This is a genomic window from Solibacillus kalamii, assembly GCF_002174535.1.
Taxonomy (GTDB): Bacteria; Bacillota; Bacilli; order Bacillales_A; family Planococcaceae; genus Solibacillus; species Solibacillus silvestris.
On the sequence record NZ_NHNT01000013.1, the window covers coordinates 1 to 17,821 of the forward strand.

The following is a 17,821-nucleotide window of genomic DNA, read 5'->3' on the forward strand; positions in this document are numbered from 1 at the left end:
CTTCTAAAACAGACTTTAAAATGTATTCTTTTGTTTGTGCGTCTAATCGCTTACGAGTTTGTTTTTCTTTCATCGGTTCCACGTCCTTTTTTAGATATCTTAATCTTAAAGTGTCTCTTAAGACGTGTCCATTTTTTATACTAACCTCAATTGTTCTAATAAAACTCAGGCACAACACGAAACTTCTACTATCAGCGCCCTCCAGCTCCGCCCAAACAAAAAAACAGCACCGGCAATTCCCGATGCTGTTCTATAAACGATTCACTATAAATTTGAGCAGTTAATTCATAGCTATTAACTTAATTCCCAACCGGCTTACTGTTCTTTACAAAGAACGAACCAACCAGACCTAATACTGCAACGACTGTCACAACGATGAACGCTGAGTGTACACCGTGTGCTAAAAATTCTGCCGGTAAGGCGTTGCTGAATTTTTCGATGTAGTTTTGCTGACCGATTGTGAACATTGTAATGGCAACCGCAGTACCTGAAGCACCCGCGATTTGCGTTAGGGTGTTCAATGCCGCTGAACCGTCAGCAAATTTATGTGGTGCCAACGAGTTCATCGCATTTGTTTGTGCCGGCATGATTGTCATCGATACCCCGACAAAGAATACACATAAGTTAACGATAATGATCCAAGCTACTGTTGTTGCCGAAATCGTCGTTAAGAACACGATCATTGACACTAAAATCAGTGTAAAGCCGATCCGTGTGAAGATTTTTGCTCCGACTTTATCGAAGTTTGTCCCAACGATCGGTGACATGATGATATTTAAGATGTTACCTGGCAACATACATAAACCTGCAGTTAAAGCTGCAAAACCTAATACTGTTTTCAGGAACATTGGCACTAAGATTGCCACTGAAAGAATCATGAACATTGTCGCAACCATCAATGCGACACCTAAAGAGAACATTGGTGATTTAAATACCGATAAGTCGATCATTGGCTCATCCATTTTTGTTTGGCGAATGCCGAAGACTACTAATAAAACGAAACCAACGACAAGTGGTACCCAAACGATTGGTTTTGTAATCGATTGCTCCGCTAATGTTGCTAATGCGAAAACAACACCACCGAAACCGAACGTAGAAGCTATTAATGATAATAAATCAATTTTTGGACATGTTACGTTGGATACATTGTCCACTTTAGATAGTGCTAAAACGATGACAACGGCATACACAACGACCATGATCCAGAAAATATATCTCCAGCTTAATGAAGATACGATCAAACCTGCGATTGATGGACCTAATGCCGGACCGGCCGTTAAAATAATCCCGACGATTCCCATGACGGCACCGCGCTTTTGCACCGGGAAAATCAGCATTACAACACTGAACATTAACGGTAGAATAATCCCTGTAGCGAGTGCTTGTACGAAACGACCTGCCAGTAATACCGCAAAGTTCGGTGCTAATGCGCCTAATAACGAACCGATCACTGCGAATACAACGGCTGCCACTACTAATTGACGTGTTGTAAACCAGCGTACTAAATAAGATGATAATGGAACTAATACGGCTAATACTAATAAGTAGCCCGTTGTTAACCATGCCGCTGATGCTGCTGATACACCGAAGTCATCCATAATATTTGTTAACGCCATGTTTAATGCCGTTTCACCAAATAAACCAACGAATGTACTGATCATCAGAACAGCTGCCATACCTTTTGGGCTTTTCACATTGAATATAGGTGCTTCCATTTTTTCTTCCTCCAATTTTATAAGACTCATTTATGAAAGATGCTAATTGCTTCGTATCATGCTTTTTGCTGTTATAGAACGATTCTTCAAACAGCACGCTTTAAAATATATCAAATTTTTTCATGGAAATTCAATCGCTCAAGAGAAAAATATTAGACCGGTCGTTATAATTGTGAACATCAATTATCCATTTTTAACCTTAACTGGGCCTATCTTTCGTAGACATTTTTTAACATATTTTTATGAAAACGATTGCACTTTTTTCAATAAATTATAGAGAGAAACAACAAAAACGTTGCTACATCAACATTTGCAAACGATTTCAACTCCATTGCTCTGAAAAATAATAAATTTGCAAGAGTTTTCCACACACTTATTTCGAAAATCAGGCTAATTGTGAACAAAATTTATTTGCGACAACAACAAAAAGGCCTGTCCAGAAATCCTATTCCGGACAAGCCTTTACTTATATTGTGCAAGCAACGCAGGGATGACTTTGCTTATATTTAATAACGGTTCATTCGATCGCTGGGACAATGACAGTGTAACCGCCCCTTCAATCATCGCACTTACCGCTTTACTTAGTGTGACCGCCGCTTCATCACTAAACCCGTTGGCAATCAATTTTGTATAGTAGATTGATTCCCAGTACTTATACGTATCGCCGCAAACTTTCCGCAAACGCTCATTCATAAAGGCCGATTCCGCCGCAAGAAGCCCGAACGGCATCATCGTATAGGAATGCTCCTCCAGTCCATTTTCCACTTCAAATAAGTCGGCCATCGCCAAAATATGGGCATTCAGTGCTGCTCCTACGTCCCCGAACTCATTCATAAAATGTTGAATGACCGCGCCGATCCGCCGTTTTGACAGTACGATCGCTTCTTCCGCAAGCTGTTCTTTCCCTTCAGGAAAATAGTGATACAGCGACCCTTTTGGTGATCCCGATTCACTTATAATCTGATTCAAGCCGGTCCCATGGAAACCTTGAAAGTAAAACAACCGCGTAGCTGTTTCCAAAATCTTTTCCTTCGTTTGATTAGACATATCGTTCTCCCACCTTCTATAACAACTGGTCTAATTGATACCGGTCAAATTTGAATAGCTTAAACATATCACAAATTCTCCCGCTTATATAATAACCTGATGCCAACGTTCACAAATTTTCAATAACTCTAAGGAATGTGTTGTCCCCGGATTTTCTAATATATTCGGAAATGTTCTAATATAAATTTATTTGTTCTAATATATTGCCGATTTTCTAATATAAGTGCCCAATGTGCTAATAAGTCCTCCGAAAGTTCTAATAAAGCTTCTGCATGTTCTAATATCCCATCAACATTTTCCAATAAACCACTCAATTGTTCTAATAAAATCAAAGCTCGGCTTCTTCTCCGCGAATTTCAACTTCCTACACCGGCAAACTCAACTTCCCTGCCCCTCCAATTCACAGTACTTCTAATATCCCAGCCGTTTCCTCTAATATCATCTAAAAATCTTCTAATAACCCACCCTAATCTTCTAATAAAACTCACGCCCCCACCACACAAAAAAGCACCCGCCAAAAAAGCGAGTGCTCGTTCACCAAACAATTATTTAATATTGTAGAAAGATTTTAGCCCTTCAAAACGGCTAGTTGCGCCTAATTGGTCTTCGATGCGTAGTAATTGGTTGTACTTCGCAACGCGGTCTGTACGAGATGGTGCACCTGTTTTGATTTGGCCTGCATTTGTTGCAACAGCGATGTCAGCGATTGTGTTATCTTCTGATTCGCCTGAACGGTGAGAGATTACTGCTGTGTAACCAGCGCGTTTCGCCATTTCGATTGCTTCAAATGTTTCTGTTAATGTACCGATTTGGTTTACTTTGATTAAGATTGAGTTGCCAACGCCTTCTTCGATACCGCGAGATAATTTCGTTGTGTTTGTTACGAATAGATCGTCACCAACTAATTGTACGCGGTCACCGATACGCTCTGTTAATAGCTTGTGGCCAGCCCAGTCGTTTTCGTCTAAACCGTCTTCGATTGAGATGATTGGGTATTTAGAAGTTAACTCTTCGTACCAAGCAACCATTTCTTCAGAAGTTTTTTCTACGCCTTCACCAGCTAAAACATATTTGCCTGTTTCTTTGTTGTAAAGTTCAGAAGAGGCAACGTCCATTGCTAAGCGGATTTCTTCGCCCATTTTGTAGCCTGCTTTTTCAACTGCTTCGATGATCACCGTGATTGCTTCTTCGTTTGAACCTAAGTTTGGAGCTAATCCGCCTTCGTCACCTACAGCTGTGTTGTGGCCTTTTTCTTTTAATACTGTTTTTAAGTTATGGAAAATTTCTGTACCCATACGTAATGCTTCTTTGAATGATTTAGCACCTACTGGCATTACCATGAATTCTTGAATGTCCACGTTGTTGTCCGCGTGTGCACCACCGTTTAAGATGTTCATCATTGGTACTGGTAATTGCTTCGAGTTGAAGCCACCTAAGTATTGGTATAAAGGAATGTCTAAGTAGTCGGCTGCTGCGTGCGCTACTGCCATTGACACACCTAAAATTGCGTTTGCACCTAATTTACCTTTGTTTTCTGTTCCATCAAGTTCGATTAACGCTTGGTCGATCACAACTTGGTCCAATACAGAATATTGACCTTCAAGTTCTTCCGCGATAATTGTGTTGACGTTTTCTACCGCTTTTTCAACACCTTTACCTAAGTAACGGCCTTTGTCTCCATCGCGTAATTCCACTGCTTCATATTCACCAGTTGAAGCACCAGATGGCACGATAGCACGGCCGAATGCGCCTGATTCTGTGAATACTTCTACTTCTACTGTTGGGTTACCGCGAGAATCTAATACTTCACGAGCATATACTTGAGTAATGAATGGCATAATAAAAAACTCCTCTATTGATAAATTTAGTAGGTGCTTGCACAAGGACAAGCTATATAATTAACCGCGCGATCAATTACTGTTCGCTTGGCATAACTAACGATTTCCCTGTCATCTCTGCAGGTTGGGCAATATTAAGTAATTCAAGCATTGTTGGTGCTAAATCAGCTAAGATGCCGTCTTCATACAGCATGACACCAGGCTTTGTGACAATCACCGGTACCGGGTTTGTCGTATGTGCTGTCATCGGCTTGTCATCCAGTGTCACCACTTCATCCGAGTTGCCATGGTCAGCTGTAATGATCGCATAACCGCCTTTAGCAGTAATCGCATCAACGACTTTACCTAGGCACTCATCCACTGTTTCGATTGCTTTAATTGTTGGTTCAAGCATTCCGGAATGTCCGACCATATCCGGGTTTGCAAAGTTTAAAATGATCGCATCGAACTTCTCTCCTGCAATAGCTTCCAGTAAAGAATCCGTCACTTCATACGCACTCATTTCAGGCTTCAAATCGTAAGTCGCCACTTTTGGAGAGGCAATTAAAATACGCTCCTCGCCAGCAAATGTCTCTTCACGTCCACCGCTCATAAAGAACGTGACATGCGGATATTTTTCCGTTTCCGCAATGCGCAGCTGTGTTTTGCCAGCTTTTGAAATAACCTCACCGACCGTATTGACTAAATTGTCATTTTCGTATGCCACATCCGCTACAACATCATCGCTGTAATGTGTAAACGTAACGAATTTCAGATTCGTCGGATGATTTTCAGAGCGTGGCATTGCATCAAATTTTTCATTTGTAAATAAAGATGATAATTGAATCGCACGGTCCGGACGGAAGTTGAAGAAAATGACCGCATCGTTCGTGCTGAGCGTTGCGGCAGGTCGTCCTTCTTCAGTCACGACAAACGGTACAACGAATTCATCATGTAGTTCACGTTCATAAGAAGACTCAACACCTGCTGTTGCGGAAGAGGCAGTTTGTCCAATTCCGTCAACTAATGCATTGTACGTTAAACCGACACGTTCCCAGCGGCGGTCACGGTCCATTGCATAGTAACGGCCATGAATCGATGCGAACTTCCCGATCCCGATTTCTTTCATCTGTTTTTCTGTTTCTAAAATATATTCAAGTGCTGTCGTTGGACCGACATCGCGACCATCCAGGAAGCCGTGAACATATACTTGCTCAAGACCATTTGCTTTCGCCAATTTCAATAAGGCAAATAGATGCTCATAGTGACTATGAACACCGCCATCTGAAAGAAGACCCATCAAATGGAGCTTCGAACCATGTGCTTTTGCATGTTCAACAGCCGCAAGAAACGATTCATTGCGGAAGAAATCCCCATCACGAATCGATTTGTGAATACGTGTCAGGGACTGGTACACAATGCGTCCAGCCCCGATATTCAAGTGTCCAACTTCAGAGTTCCCCATTTGGCCTTCCGGTAGACCTACCGCTTCACCACTTGCTGTTAAAGTTGCATGTGGGTAGGCTTGCCAGTAACGGTCAAAATTCGGTTTATTTGCTTGTGCTACGGCATTTCCCTTTACTTCATCACGAAAGGCAAAGCCATCCAAAATAATTAATGCTACGGGTTGTTTAGGCATTTGCTGCCGCCTCCAATAATTTCATGAATGATGCTGGTTGTAGGCTTGCTCCTCCTACTAATGCGCCATCAATATGTTCTTTTGATAAAAGTTCTTCAATGTTCTCAGGCTTTACACTGCCGCCGTATTGAATGCGCACTTTTTCAGCTGTATCTTTTCCGTATAATGTTTCAACCGCCAGACGGATTGCACAGCATACTGTATTCGCATCATCGGCAGTAGCTGTTTTCCCTGTACCGATTGCCCAGATTGGTTCATACGCAATGACCATATGCTCAACTTCTACTGGAGCAAAGTCCTTTAACGCTTTTGTAATTTGTCGTGCTACTTTTGTTTCGGTTTGACCCGCTTCACGCTCTTCCAATGTTTCGCCACAGCAAATAATCGGTACAATGCCGTAATTGATGGCAGCACGAATTTTTTTGTTGATCGCTTCGTCTGTTTCGTTGAATAGCTCACGACGCTCCGAATGTCCTAAAATGACATAATCGACATTGACATTCGAAAGCATTTTCGGGCTAATCTCGCCTGTGAATGCCCCTTCGTCTTCAAAGTGCATGTTTTGCGCGCCAATTGCCAGGCTTGAATCTTCAGCCGCTACGACAAGTGTCGGTAAATATAATGCAGGTGGACAGATGACTGCATCGACCTTATCCGGAGAAGGAATCTCTTGTTGGATTTCTTCGATAAAATCAACTGCCTCATCAAAGGACTTATACATTTTCCAGTTTCCTGCTATGATCGGTTTTCTCATTCAAAACCCTCCGTTTTTAAAAGATTCTGTTCATAAACGCTGTTGATATGAGCCAAGGCGCACGCTTTTCTCGGGTGAGCTGCCTTTGCTTCAAACAACTGTTTCTACAGATATTCTGGCCTAGTAATGATTTATTTATCGTTTAACGCAACAATTCCCGGTAATTCTTTACCCTCCATTAACTCTAATGAAGCACCGCCGCCTGTTGAAATATGGTCCATTTTCGAAGCGACTTCGAATTTTTCTACCGCTGCAGCTGAGTCACCGCCGCCGATAATTGTGTAGCCGTCTGTTGTTGCCATTGCATCCGCTACTGTTTTCGTACCGTTTGCGAATTTTTCCATTTCGAATACACCCATTGGTCCGTTCCAAATGATTAATTTTGATTGCTTAATGACTTCTGCATAGTTTTCAGCCGTTTTCGGTCCGATATCCAGTCCCATCCAATCAGATGGAATTGCATCGATTGCCACAACTTGAGTTTCCGCATCTTTAGAAAACTCGTTTGCTACGACAGCATCGACCGGCATATGCAGCTGTACACCTTTTTCTTTCGCTTGTTCGATAAAGCCTTTTGCCAGCTCGATTTTATCTTCTTCCAGCAATGACTTCCCGATATCGTGACCCATCGCTTTTACGAACGTAAATACTAAACCGCCGCCGATAATCAGGTGATCCACTTTATCCAACAGGTTTTCAATAACACCGATTTTATCTTTAACTTTCGCTCCACCAATAATTGCTGTGAACGGGCGCTCCGGATTGGATAAAGCTTTCCCTAATACGTCCAGTTCTTTTTCCATTAATAGACCTGATACAGCCGGTACATGTTTTGCAATACCTTCTGTTGAAGCATGTGCACGGTGAGCTGCGCCAAACGCATCATTTACATAAAGGTCCGCTAATTTCGCAAACTCTTTTGCCAATGCTTCGTCGTTTTTCTCCTCGCCTTTATGGAAACGAACATTTTCGAGCAGGATAATTTCGCCGTCTTGCATATTATTAACCGCTGCTTCTACATCTGAACCAATTGATTCATCCAATTTTTTGACTGGCTTGTCCATTAATTCAGAAAGACGCTCGCCGACTGCTGTTAAGCGCATGTCCTCATTCACTTCGCCTTTTGGACGGCCAAGATGTGAAGCTAAAATTACTTTTGCTCCAGCGTTTACTAATTGTTCAATTGTTGGAATAGCTGCACGAATACGCGTTTCGTCGGTAATGCGGCCCTCATCCATCGGCACATTAAAATCGACACGCACAAATACGCGTTTTCCTTTTACATCTACATCGTTCATTGATTTCTTTAAAAACATACTGAACATCCTCCTTCATACTCGTTCGTCAATTATTGTGGATTGTATACTCGTTAGTTAAAATAGTAACAAAATTCGATAAGGCTGTCTTGGTATCGCCTCTGTTTTGTATATTTTCCTTATATCCGAAAAAAGAGCGGTCCGGGTGAGTCCCTGCCGCTCTTTTACCCTTATTTATTATAAGGTTTACCTGTATTAAAGGCTATACTTTTTATGCCCATTTCCTTTTAATATGTCACACTTTTCCTTTAATTTCGAAAAAGTATGTCACATTTTATCGAAATATTATGCTTTTTCGATTCCTTGTTTAGCGATATATAAAGCTAAATCCATTAAACGAGTTGAGTAGCCGATTTCGTTATCATACCAAGAAACAACTTTCGCCATACGACCTTCCATTACCATTGTTGATAAACCATCAATTGTAGATGAAGCCGGGTTACCATTGTAGTCGATTGATACTAACGGTAATTCGTTGTATGCAAGAATGCCTTTTAAATCGCCTTCTGATGCTTCTTTTAATGCTGCGTTAATTGAATCTGTTGTTACGTCTTTATCCAATTCAACAACTAAGTCAACACATGAAACGTTTGGTGTTGGAACACGCATTGAGAAACCGTCCAGTTTGCCTTTTAATTGAGGCAATACTTTCGATACTGCGATTGCTGCACCTGTAGTTGTCGGAATCATTGATACCGCGCCTGCACGTGCACGACGTGGGTCAGAGTGCGGGAAGTCAAGGATACGTTGGTCATTTGTATAAGAGTGAATTGTTGTCATCATACCGCGTTTGATGCCGAACTTTTCATCCAACACTTTTGCAAGTGGTGCTAAGCAGTTTGTCGTACAAGAAGCATTTGAAATAACATCTTGTGCTGGATCATATTCCGTATGGTTAACACCCATTACATATGTTGGCATATCGCCTTGTGCTGGTGCAGAAAGGATTGCTTTTTTCGCGCCGGCTTCGATATGTTTTGATACTTCTTCCATTGAACGCCATCTACCTGTACATTCTAAAACTACATCTACACCAAGTTCACCCCATGGTAATTGTGCAGGATCTTTTTCTGAAAGCACTTGAATGCGTTTGCCGTTTACGATAAATGCATCTTCTTCCGCTTGAACGTCTGCATCATACACTCCATGTACTGAGTCATATTTTAATAAATGTGCAAGTTGTTTCGCATCAGTTAAATCATTTACTGCAACTACTTCAAATTCCTCGTGCTTCATTGCTTCACGGAATACTAAACGTCCGATTCGTCCAAATCCATTGATTGCTAATTGTAATGCCATGTGTAATTCCTCCAATAACTTTATTATTAAAATAGTATGTGTAAAATCATACTTTTAAAAACATGTTTTAATTTTTAAGGATTGTACTTGCAGTTTGCTCATCTGTAATCAAAATCGATTGCGGTGCAGCGTTTTTAAAATACGCCTGAATCGCTGCTGCCTTATTTCTGCCTGCCGCAATGGCAAGAACATGCTGCGCTTTGTTGACTTGATGACGCTGGATTCCAATTGTCCTCAGATGATGGACAATGTCGCCATCTGCATTGAAATAGTAGCCAAATGCTTCCGCAACCGCGCCTTTTTCATCAAGTATTTGCTGCTCCTGCTGTGAGCTTTTACGACGAAGTGCCATTTCCTGTGCTGCACCGATTCCGTGAATCACGATATCCACCTGTTCATAAAGTGTAATCATCTCCCGAATAATCGGTTCATCCTTCATCGCTTCATATGCCTGCTCACTTAAATGCTCCGGCAAAAACAATGTACGGTATGTTGCCCCGCATCTTTTTGAAAACTTCGAAACAATTGTATTCGCCTGGAATGTCATCTCATCCCCCATACCACCGCGTGCCGCAATAAAGTTTGCGTCGCTCAGCACCGGGACATCCGATAAATATTCCTTCATCGAAGCAACACTGCTGCCGCCTGTCACCGCAATTTTCGCTTTTGCAGGTGCAATCTGCTGTAGTACTTGTGCCGCAACTTTACCGAGCTGCTGCTTTACCGTTTCATCCTGTTCGGCATCACCTGGCACAATGATGACACGTGCAATGCCAAAGATGTTTGTAAGCTGCTGTTCCATCGCCACAATACCGGAAAGCTCACGATACAGTTCGTAAAGCTGCTCTATTACTTCATACCCTTTTGGCGTGCAAATCATGCCTTTTTTTTGAATCAAGATCAATTGCTGCTCACTCAGGACCGTTGTTTCATTACGAATATCACGCTCTGTCAACTGAAGCTGTTCTCCTAAAGCACGTCTGCCAATCGGGCTAAATGTCGCAATTGCTTGTAAAACTCGAAACCTCTTTTGAAAAAGAGCATCAATTTCAGGCATTAGTTTACGCTCAGCTGCAAAAAATGAAATATCCGTCAAAAAACCACCTACCTGATTTATCTTGTTGGACAATATATGTCCCACATAAATATTTTATGTCCCACATGGGGTAAAAAAAAGAATTTCTGTCTTCATTATAGATCGTCTCGGAGTGATTTGCAACTTTTATGACGGAATTATTCGCAAAAAATAGCGAACAGGCACCGATGGCTAGTCCACCAGTGCCTCGTACAATGTCGCATAATCTAGCTGTCCGTATTGCACAACATCCCCGTTATGCTCAACGACAGGAATCATGAGCATATACTTTTCATGCGCTTCATCATCTTCTTCTATATTATAGTGCTCAATCGAGAAGTCGATGTCTTCCTGCACCATTTTTAACGTATGGAGTCCTTCTATGCAAAGTCCGCAGTCCGGTTTTGAATAAAATTTGATGATCATTGGCAGTTCCTCCCTTTTTTTATTATTATAGCTGATGATGCTGGGGATGGCGGGGACTTTATTAGAAGGTTTTTTGATTTATTGGAACATCCGGGTTGGTTATTAGAAGTTCTCGATTGCTTATTAGATAATGCGGGGCACTTATTTGAACTTTGGAGGCTGATATTAGACGATCGGTGTTTTATTAGAACTTTCACGGGTTTATTAGAACACCCGGCTGACATATTAGAAGTTCTCCCTCACTTATTAGAAAATCCGGACCACTTATTGCTAATATTAAAAGATCCGCATTTTATTAGAACTTTCACGGATTTATTAGAACATCCAGCTGACATATTAGAAGTTCTCACTCACTTATTAGAAAATCCGCACCACTTATTGCTAATATTAAAAGATCCGCATTTTATTAGAACTTTGAAGGATTTATTAGAACATCCGGCTGACATATTAGAAGTTCTCCCTCACTTATTAGAAAATCCGCACCACTTATTTAAACATCTGCGGCTTTTATTAGAACATCCGCGTTTTATTAGAACTTTCCCCAATTTATTAGAACATCGCGCCAACTTATTAGAAAACCGCCGCCACCCGCATCAAAAAAGCATCCCACCCGCAAAGAGTAAGATGCCTTCCTCATAAAACCTAGAATTTCCTCCCCGCGCCTCCGCCGAACGAGCCGCCTCCACCGAAGCCGCCAAAGCCGCCCGATGAACCGCCGCCTCCGCCGAAGCCGCCTCCAAAGCCACCGAAACCGCCACTACGGTACACCCGGCGTGCTGTGCGTCGGCGTCCACCTGGGCCACCGCCACCACCAAACTTCGTAATGATGAAGTAAATAATAATGATCATTATAATGAAACCGATTGAAATCCCATCATCCTCATTTGATGCAACAGGCTGGACTAAATCCGCACCTCCTGCTTCACCACCCATTTCTTCATAAAATGCGGAGAAAATACTGGCGAACGCATTTGTATAATCATCGTTCTTTAAATACGGCAGCATATACGTATCGATCATGCCGCCGAGCTTTCCGTCCGGATATTCTCCTTCCAGACCGCCGCCGACCGTAATCCACACATCATTTTGCTCCGGTCCTTGCTCGGTTGTCGCAAAAATAAGCATGCCGTTATCAAGCGCTTCCTCACCGATTCCCCAACTGCGCATTGTCTCCGTACCAAACTCAAACGCATCCATTCCATCGATCGTATCAATTGTCATCATAACAATGACATTTCCCGTTGAACCTTCGAGCGCTTTTGCCGACTGGATCAAGTTTTGTTCCACATCATCGGACAAAACGTTGGCGTAATCATAAACGTAAGAATTGTAGGCCGGTTTTTCCGGTATTGCTGCCATCGCCTGGAGTGGTACGAGCATTACCCATATTAAAAGCGATACCATTAGTCTCACATACAGTCCCCCTTTTCAGAAGCTTCGGTCATGCCGAAAAGCTCCGTCATGACTCCCATCTTTAATCGCCAAAATCGACAGCCGGTGCTTCTTCCACACCTTCTTTAATTTCGAAGTAGTCTTTTTGTTCAAAGCTGAACATGCCCGCGATTAAGTTTCCTGGGAAGCGGCGAACATCATTATTAAACTGCTGAACCGTGTCATTATAATCTTTACGCGCTACCGTTAGACGATTTTCCGTCCCTGCCAATTCATCCATTAACCTCGTAAATTGCACATCCGCTTTTAAATTCGGATAGTTTTCAACTACAACGAGTAAACGGGACAATGCAGAAGATAGCTCATTATTAGCATCCGCCGTTTCTTCTACTGTATTGGCATTCCCGTATTGTGTTCGGGCATCTGCTATCTGTGTGAAAATTTCTTCCTCATGTTCGGCATAACCTTTAACCGTATTTACTAAGTTCGGCACTAAATCAAATCGGCGCTGCAGCTGGTTTTCGACTTGCGCCCATGCTGCGTCCACCGTTTCTTCACCTGTTACCAGTTTGTTGTATTTTGGCACGATAAGCATTGCCGCAATGACGATCAAAGCAACAATTGCAATAAGGGCGACCAATACCGCACTGCCTCGTTCATTTTTTTTAAACATTTGCCCCATCCTCTCTTTTTTTAAAAATGCGTATAAAATTACGGTTCGTTTCCACAATAAGAGCGTACGAAATATCTTACTATGGAGGTTTTTTATTAATGTTTACCCAATCATCTGAATCTCAAGACAATCAAATGCCCCTTTCAACAAATCATGGCGCCCACGAAATTCTGGATGTTCATGAAGTACTAAGCGCTATGATCGGCGGATTAAACCAATACGTTTTACTTCGCGACCAAGTTCAAGATAGCGAGCTTCTTTCTATTATGGATCGCCAGTATGCGTTTATGCTTGATGAGTATAATATTACTGTGGAAGCCTTTAAAACAGGTCATGATCCAAAACACCCTACACGCACCTACAATATGAATATGGGCAACGATACTATTTACGGCTTAAAACCAGGTGAGCCTAAAAAGCCGATCACTTCGGCAAGTGAAATTAATGATGGCATTATTTCAGGTTTCTTGCTCGGCTGCCATAAAGCTGGGGCTACAGGAAAAACAGGTGCTGCTTTAGAAAGCACAAACCCGGTAGTACGTCGCGTGCTACAAGATTCAGTACCAAACTGCATTGAAATGGCCTATGAAATTTCATTGTACCAAAACAAAAAAGGTTATTATCAAGTGCCACAACTATCTCCACAGGACATGAGCGCAATGCTCAATATGTATGGCAAAGCAGATCAAGCGAAAAATATGCCTAACTAGTATGCCCAATAAACTATACGAACGAATCATTGTATAGTTTCAATTTTTAAATAATCCATCCAATATTTACAACAAATATTTCGGGTGGATATACAAACAATAAGAACGGTGCTCGTTTCACCTACTACGATGAAGGAGGGGCTTTTATGAAAAACATTCGTGAAGGTTTAATTCCGACTGTACTTGGATCAGCTGTCACTGCAACGGGGTATGCAATGAAACAAAAAATCGGTACGAACAAGATGCTTGCCAATACCATTTTCGGTTTCGGCCTTGCCCATATTGTATTAGGAGCAATTGACCTTGTAGAACATCGTAAGTAAGAGCAGGATATCCTGCTTAGAAAAAGCTGGCTTAAAGAATCTTTACGGTTCTTTATGGCCGGCTTTTTACTCTTATCCCTGCCTTTATTGAATTCCGCAACATACGAAGATTCTTTCATTCAATCATGATATTATTTACATAATTGTATTAAGAAAATTCAAGTAATTCTTTGCACGTAAAAATTTGCCTAAGGGGGAACTGTAAAATGTTTAAAGCGGTATTATTTGATTTAGATGGAACGTTATTGAATCGTGATAAATCGGTTGAGCTTTTTATAAACGAGCAATATGAAAGATTGTATGACTTACTTTCTCATACTCCAAAAGAGCAATATATTTCAAGGTTTATTGAATTAGACAATCATGGATATGTTTGGAAGGATAAAGTATACCAACAACTGATTGATGAATTTAAAATATCTTCAATAACTTGGGAAGAACTCCTCCAAGATTATATTGAGGAATTCAAACATCATTGTGTAGCATTTCCTCATATTCATGAAATGTTGGAAGAGCTTAAAAAAAATAAAATCGCTTTAGGCATAATTACAAATGGGTACGGTCAGTTCCAGATGGATAACATGAAAGCTTTGAGAAATATTTTGACGTAATATTAGTATCCGAGTGGGAAGGTATCAAGAAACCTAATCCCCAAATCTTTAGGAATGCATTAAAAAAATTAAACGTAGAACCTTCAGAAAGTGTATTTATTGGTGACCATCCTGAAAATGATGTGAAAGCCGCCCAAAACGTTGGAATGAAGGGAATTTGGAAAAAAGATAATCAATGGACTGGTGTAGAAGCAGATGCAATAATTGATGATTATTTAGAACTTCCTTTGATTTTGAAGAAATTAGATTTTAGCATACATAGTCATACAAAATAACATCCCTCTAACAAAAGCTTGCAAACATACTAAAAAAGCACAAACGCTGTTATATCAGTGTTTGTGCCCTATCCTATAGAACATCCTTTATACACCTTTTTATACAATCCCCACAAACCCTGATAACACGGTATTTTCACTGAAAGATCTGGTGGAACTCTCCGTATAAAGCCCTGTATCTTGTCTCCTGATTGCTCCTTTTTAAGTGATATATAGTAAAGCAGAAATCACTGCTTGCCAGCACACCCCCTGAATGTTGAGCTAAAGGTCACCCCCCTTCAGCCCTAGTCAACCATGTTATAACCACACTCCTCGCAAAACTTTTTCGGTTCATCGTAGCATTCATTGCAGTTGGCGCAATTATATATATATGACGCCGTAATATCATCAATCGTTTGCTTTGCTTTAAAGTCGGGCACTATTTCCTCCTCTTCGACACCCGCTAATTTACTAAGTTCATTTAATTCTTCAATATCTTTTTCCAGCTGCGCAATCGCGTTTTCTTTCGCCTCAATTTGTGCGAGCTGATAATTCACCATGCTGACCGAAAACAGGCTGTTGCGGTTCAAATTGACGATTTCCCCGATTTGCTGTTTCAGTATTTTGATTTCTTCTTCAATTCCATTGATTTGTTTTCGCAGTTTGGACCGGTCGACCGCAAAAGACGTTTTACTGCTAAGCGTTGTCACCTTCTTGTTGACTTTCTTCCTCCATTTCTGAAATGTGCCTTTCCCTTCACCCATAATAACCCTCCACTTCAATCAGAAATTTTTCTGGATTCAACTGGTGCATCCACTTGTTCTTCTTCACAATATGTATTTCCATGTCGAAATATGCTTTGTTATAAAATGAAACTTCAATCAGTGTGAATTTTTTTTCATCCTCACTAATTACAAGGAATGCAGGATAAATTTTTCGTTCCCATTTAAGTTCCCCGTAAAATAATAAAAGGCGCATCCCGTAAAGAAATGCGCCCGCCCGATCCAAATTTTCAACTGCTTATTTGTTCTAATAATTTACTGGAGAAATATTTCCGCGTATCTGCCATTTTAATATGCAGTAAACGCTCTTCAAGGCTTACCGGATTGATAAACGTAACGAAAGCCCCTTCCAGATTTTCATCGATCGTTTTAATCATATAATTTTCAGCAAGCAGTTCGTCAATTTGCTGAATTTCTTTTTCTACAAACTGAAATTCTGACATGATTGCACCTCGTTTACAATTTAATCTGTGGAAGCTGTTTGTTGAACACCAATTGGTTCTGGAACAGCGTCAATTTCCCAGCTGCGTCCTGCTGTAATACCTAAATATTCATCATCGCTCGGATTCACGATTTCAGCTTGCGGATACTTTTTGAACCACCAGTATTTCGCCAGCACATAATAGATTGCCGCCCCTACAAAGAAGCCGACAAGCGAAGAAAATGATGGCCAAATATTCGCGATCAGACCGCCAAGCACCCAAGCAATAATACCCGCTACATTGACACCTTTTAAATAGCGATATTGCCCTTCCACCTCATAAAGGTCCTTTACATTTACTCGTCGCTTACGGAGCAAGTAATAGTCAGCAAATAAAATACCGACAATGGAAGAAAGGATTCCGCCGACAACGAGCAGAACGCTATTTAAAATATCGAACAAACTCCAAGGCTGAACAATCGTTCCGACAATTCCGGCAATGACTACACCAATCCAGAAAGGTACTTTCGGTCCGCCGATATTCGAGAAAATCGTTGCGGCCGGAATAACGTTCGCGGACGTATTTGTTGACCACTGTGCAAGTACGATCATCGATAACAGCATCACTAGGACAATACCGCCCGCCGCTTGCTGTAGTGCGTTGACCGGATCACCTGAGCCAGTCGCCATATAACATACCGCACCAATGACGATCATCAGCGTATTGAAAATTGGCTGAACGACAAGGGAACCTAGTAACTGTGTTTTATTTCGTTTGAACCAGTTACGCTCATTTTTCGGTGCTTTGAAGTGACGGGAAAGAGTCGGCATATCCGCAGCCAATGTAGCCCAGAAGCCCATAATCGCCATCGCGACTACCATGAATGCCGTAAACTGTTCAAAACCGGTTTGCGGTGCTTCCACCCAAGACCATACCGCTTTTCCTTGCTCTTTCGCTTCAGCAGATAATTGCAAATACATCCAAATTGAAATAAAGATAATAATCGGTGCAGCGAAATCTGCGAAACGTTCAATCGATTTAATCCCTAGAGACACATTGAACAACTGCAATGTCGCAAATACAAGGAAGCAAATAAACCAGTTGTCAAAGCCGAACATAATATTTAGAATGCCGTTAATCGCCAATGCCCCGAAATACGTGTTAATCCCGAACCAGCACGACGCTGTAAACGCACGGGCAAATGACGGGAAGTGCGTACCGATCGTTCCGAATGGGGCACGCATATAAACAGGAAACGATAAGCCGTGTTCAACACCGATATCCCCGATGACGACCATGAAAATCCCGATTAAAATCGAGCCAACCAGTGTCGCCAGGATGAGCATCGGCATACTTAAATTAACAATTCCTCCTGCACCGATCGCAAATGCGGCGAGTACGATGGCCATCCCTACCCAGATGACGCCAAAGCCCATCATACCAATACTGCGATTCTCATGTGTGACAGGAAGTAAGTCTGGTGATTTTAAATAGTTACTACTTGTGCTTTTTCTGTCTGACATCGCTACACCTCTCTTTATTCAATTTTTAGGTCTACAGGACGTG

The 17,821-nt window shown here is 41.5% G+C and carries 17 protein-coding genes and 1 pseudogene; 4 read left to right on the top strand and 14 right to left on the bottom strand.

Features of this window, described 5'->3' with window-relative positions; genetic code table 11:
* Positions 1-299: 299 nt before the first annotated feature.
* From CBM15_RS15950 to CBM15_RS15995, 9 genes are all read right to left on the bottom strand, one after another.
* Positions 300-1,715, bottom strand: coding sequence for a DHA2 family efflux MFS transporter permease subunit (locus tag CBM15_RS15950; RefSeq protein ID WP_087618262.1), 1,416 nt, complete (start codon positions 1,713-1,715; stop codon positions 300-302).
* 462 nt (positions 1,716-2,177) lie between these two features.
* Positions 2,178-2,762: a TetR/AcrR family transcriptional regulator gene (locus tag CBM15_RS15955; RefSeq protein WP_087618263.1), complete on the bottom strand. Its 585-nt coding sequence runs from the start codon at positions 2,760-2,762 to the stop codon at positions 2,178-2,180.
* Between the two features lie 545 nt (positions 2,763-3,307).
* Positions 3,308-4,600 carry a phosphopyruvate hydratase gene (gene eno, locus CBM15_RS15965; RefSeq protein WP_087618265.1) on the bottom strand — a complete coding sequence of 431 codons (1,293 nt, stop codon included), beginning with the start codon at positions 4,598-4,600 and terminating at the stop codon, positions 3,308-3,310.
* Positions 4,601-4,676: 76 nt separating this feature from the next.
* Positions 4,677-6,218 carry a 2,3-bisphosphoglycerate-independent phosphoglycerate mutase gene (gene gpmI / locus CBM15_RS15970; protein WP_087618266.1) on the bottom strand — a complete coding sequence of 514 codons (1,542 nt, stop codon included), beginning with the start codon at positions 6,216-6,218 and terminating at the stop codon, positions 4,677-4,679.
* Positions 6,211-6,972, bottom strand: coding sequence for a triose-phosphate isomerase (tpiA, locus tag CBM15_RS15975; RefSeq protein ID WP_087618267.1), 762 nt, complete (start codon positions 6,970-6,972; stop codon positions 6,211-6,213). Before tpiA ends, gpmI begins: the two co-directional genes overlap by 8 nt.
* 131 nt (positions 6,973-7,103) lie before the next feature.
* Entirely contained in the window at positions 7,104-8,288 is a 1,185-nt protein-coding gene (locus tag CBM15_RS15980) for a phosphoglycerate kinase (RefSeq protein ID WP_087618268.1), read from the bottom strand.
* Between the two features lie 285 nt (positions 8,289-8,573).
* Entirely contained in the window at positions 8,574-9,587 is a 1,014-nt protein-coding gene (gene gap / locus CBM15_RS15985) for a type I glyceraldehyde-3-phosphate dehydrogenase (protein ID WP_087618269.1), read from the bottom strand.
* Positions 9,588-9,654: 67 nt separating this feature from the next.
* Entirely contained in the window at positions 9,655-10,716 is a 1,062-nt protein-coding gene (locus tag CBM15_RS15990; protein WP_239534873.1) for a sugar-binding transcriptional regulator, read from the bottom strand.
* A 138-nt stretch (positions 10,717-10,854) separates the two neighbouring features.
* The gene (locus CBM15_RS15995) at positions 10,855-11,088 is read right to left on the bottom strand and encodes a glutaredoxin family protein (RefSeq protein ID WP_087618271.1); all 234 of its coding nucleotides are present in this window, start codon (positions 11,086-11,088) and stop codon (positions 10,855-10,857) included.
* A gap of 81 nt (positions 11,089-11,169) precedes the next feature.
* On the opposite strand from CBM15_RS15995, the gene CBM15_RS16000 reads away from it, so the two are divergent.
* Complete coding sequence (locus tag CBM15_RS16000) at positions 11,170-11,727, top strand: hypothetical protein (protein WP_087618272.1); 558 nt, start codon at positions 11,170-11,172, stop codon at positions 11,725-11,727.
* Positions 11,728-11,730: 3 nt separating this feature from the next.
* Here CBM15_RS16000 and CBM15_RS16005 read toward each other — a convergent pair whose 3' ends face one another.
* Both CBM15_RS16005 and CBM15_RS16010 read right to left on the bottom strand, forming a co-directional pair.
* Positions 11,731-12,492 carry a TPM domain-containing protein gene (locus CBM15_RS16005; RefSeq protein WP_239534875.1) on the bottom strand — a complete coding sequence of 254 codons (762 nt, stop codon included), beginning with the start codon at positions 12,490-12,492 and terminating at the stop codon, positions 11,731-11,733.
* Between the two features lie 70 nt (positions 12,493-12,562).
* A complete protein-coding gene (locus CBM15_RS16010) occupies positions 12,563-13,153 on the bottom strand; it encodes a LemA family protein (RefSeq protein WP_087618274.1) in 591 nt (196 codons plus the stop codon).
* Positions 13,154-13,251: 98 nt separating this feature from the next.
* On the opposite strand from CBM15_RS16010, the gene CBM15_RS16015 reads away from it, so the two are divergent.
* The 3 genes and pseudogenes from CBM15_RS16015 to CBM15_RS16025 all read left to right on the top strand — a co-directional run bounded on the left by CBM15_RS16015 (position 13,252) and on the right by CBM15_RS16025 (position 15,072).
* Entirely contained in the window at positions 13,252-13,863 is a 612-nt protein-coding gene (locus CBM15_RS16015) for a spore coat protein (protein ID WP_087618275.1), read from the top strand.
* 146 nt (positions 13,864-14,009) lie between these two features.
* A complete protein-coding gene (locus tag CBM15_RS16020; RefSeq protein ID WP_008406370.1) occupies positions 14,010-14,186 on the top strand; it encodes a hypothetical protein in 177 nt (58 codons plus the stop codon).
* A gap of 206 nt (positions 14,187-14,392) precedes the next feature.
* Positions 14,393-15,072 (top strand): annotated as a pseudogene (locus CBM15_RS16025) (HAD family hydrolase).
* 284 nt (positions 15,073-15,356) lie between these two features.
* On the opposite strand, the gene CBM15_RS16030 reads toward CBM15_RS16025, so the two are convergent.
* The 3 genes from CBM15_RS16030 to CBM15_RS16045 form a co-directional block, all read right to left on the bottom strand.
* A complete protein-coding gene (locus CBM15_RS16030) occupies positions 15,357-15,815 on the bottom strand; it encodes a nucleotide-binding protein (protein WP_087618276.1) in 459 nt (152 codons plus the stop codon).
* 248 nt (positions 15,816-16,063) lie between these two features.
* Complete coding sequence (locus CBM15_RS16040) at positions 16,064-16,276, bottom strand: hypothetical protein (protein ID WP_087618278.1); 213 nt, start codon at positions 16,274-16,276, stop codon at positions 16,064-16,066.
* Positions 16,277-16,296: 20 nt separating this feature from the next.
* Positions 16,297-17,778: an NCS1 family transporter gene (locus tag CBM15_RS16045; RefSeq protein ID WP_087618279.1), complete on the bottom strand. Its 1,482-nt coding sequence runs from the start codon at positions 17,776-17,778 to the stop codon at positions 16,297-16,299.
* Positions 17,779-17,821: the final 43 nt, after the last annotated feature.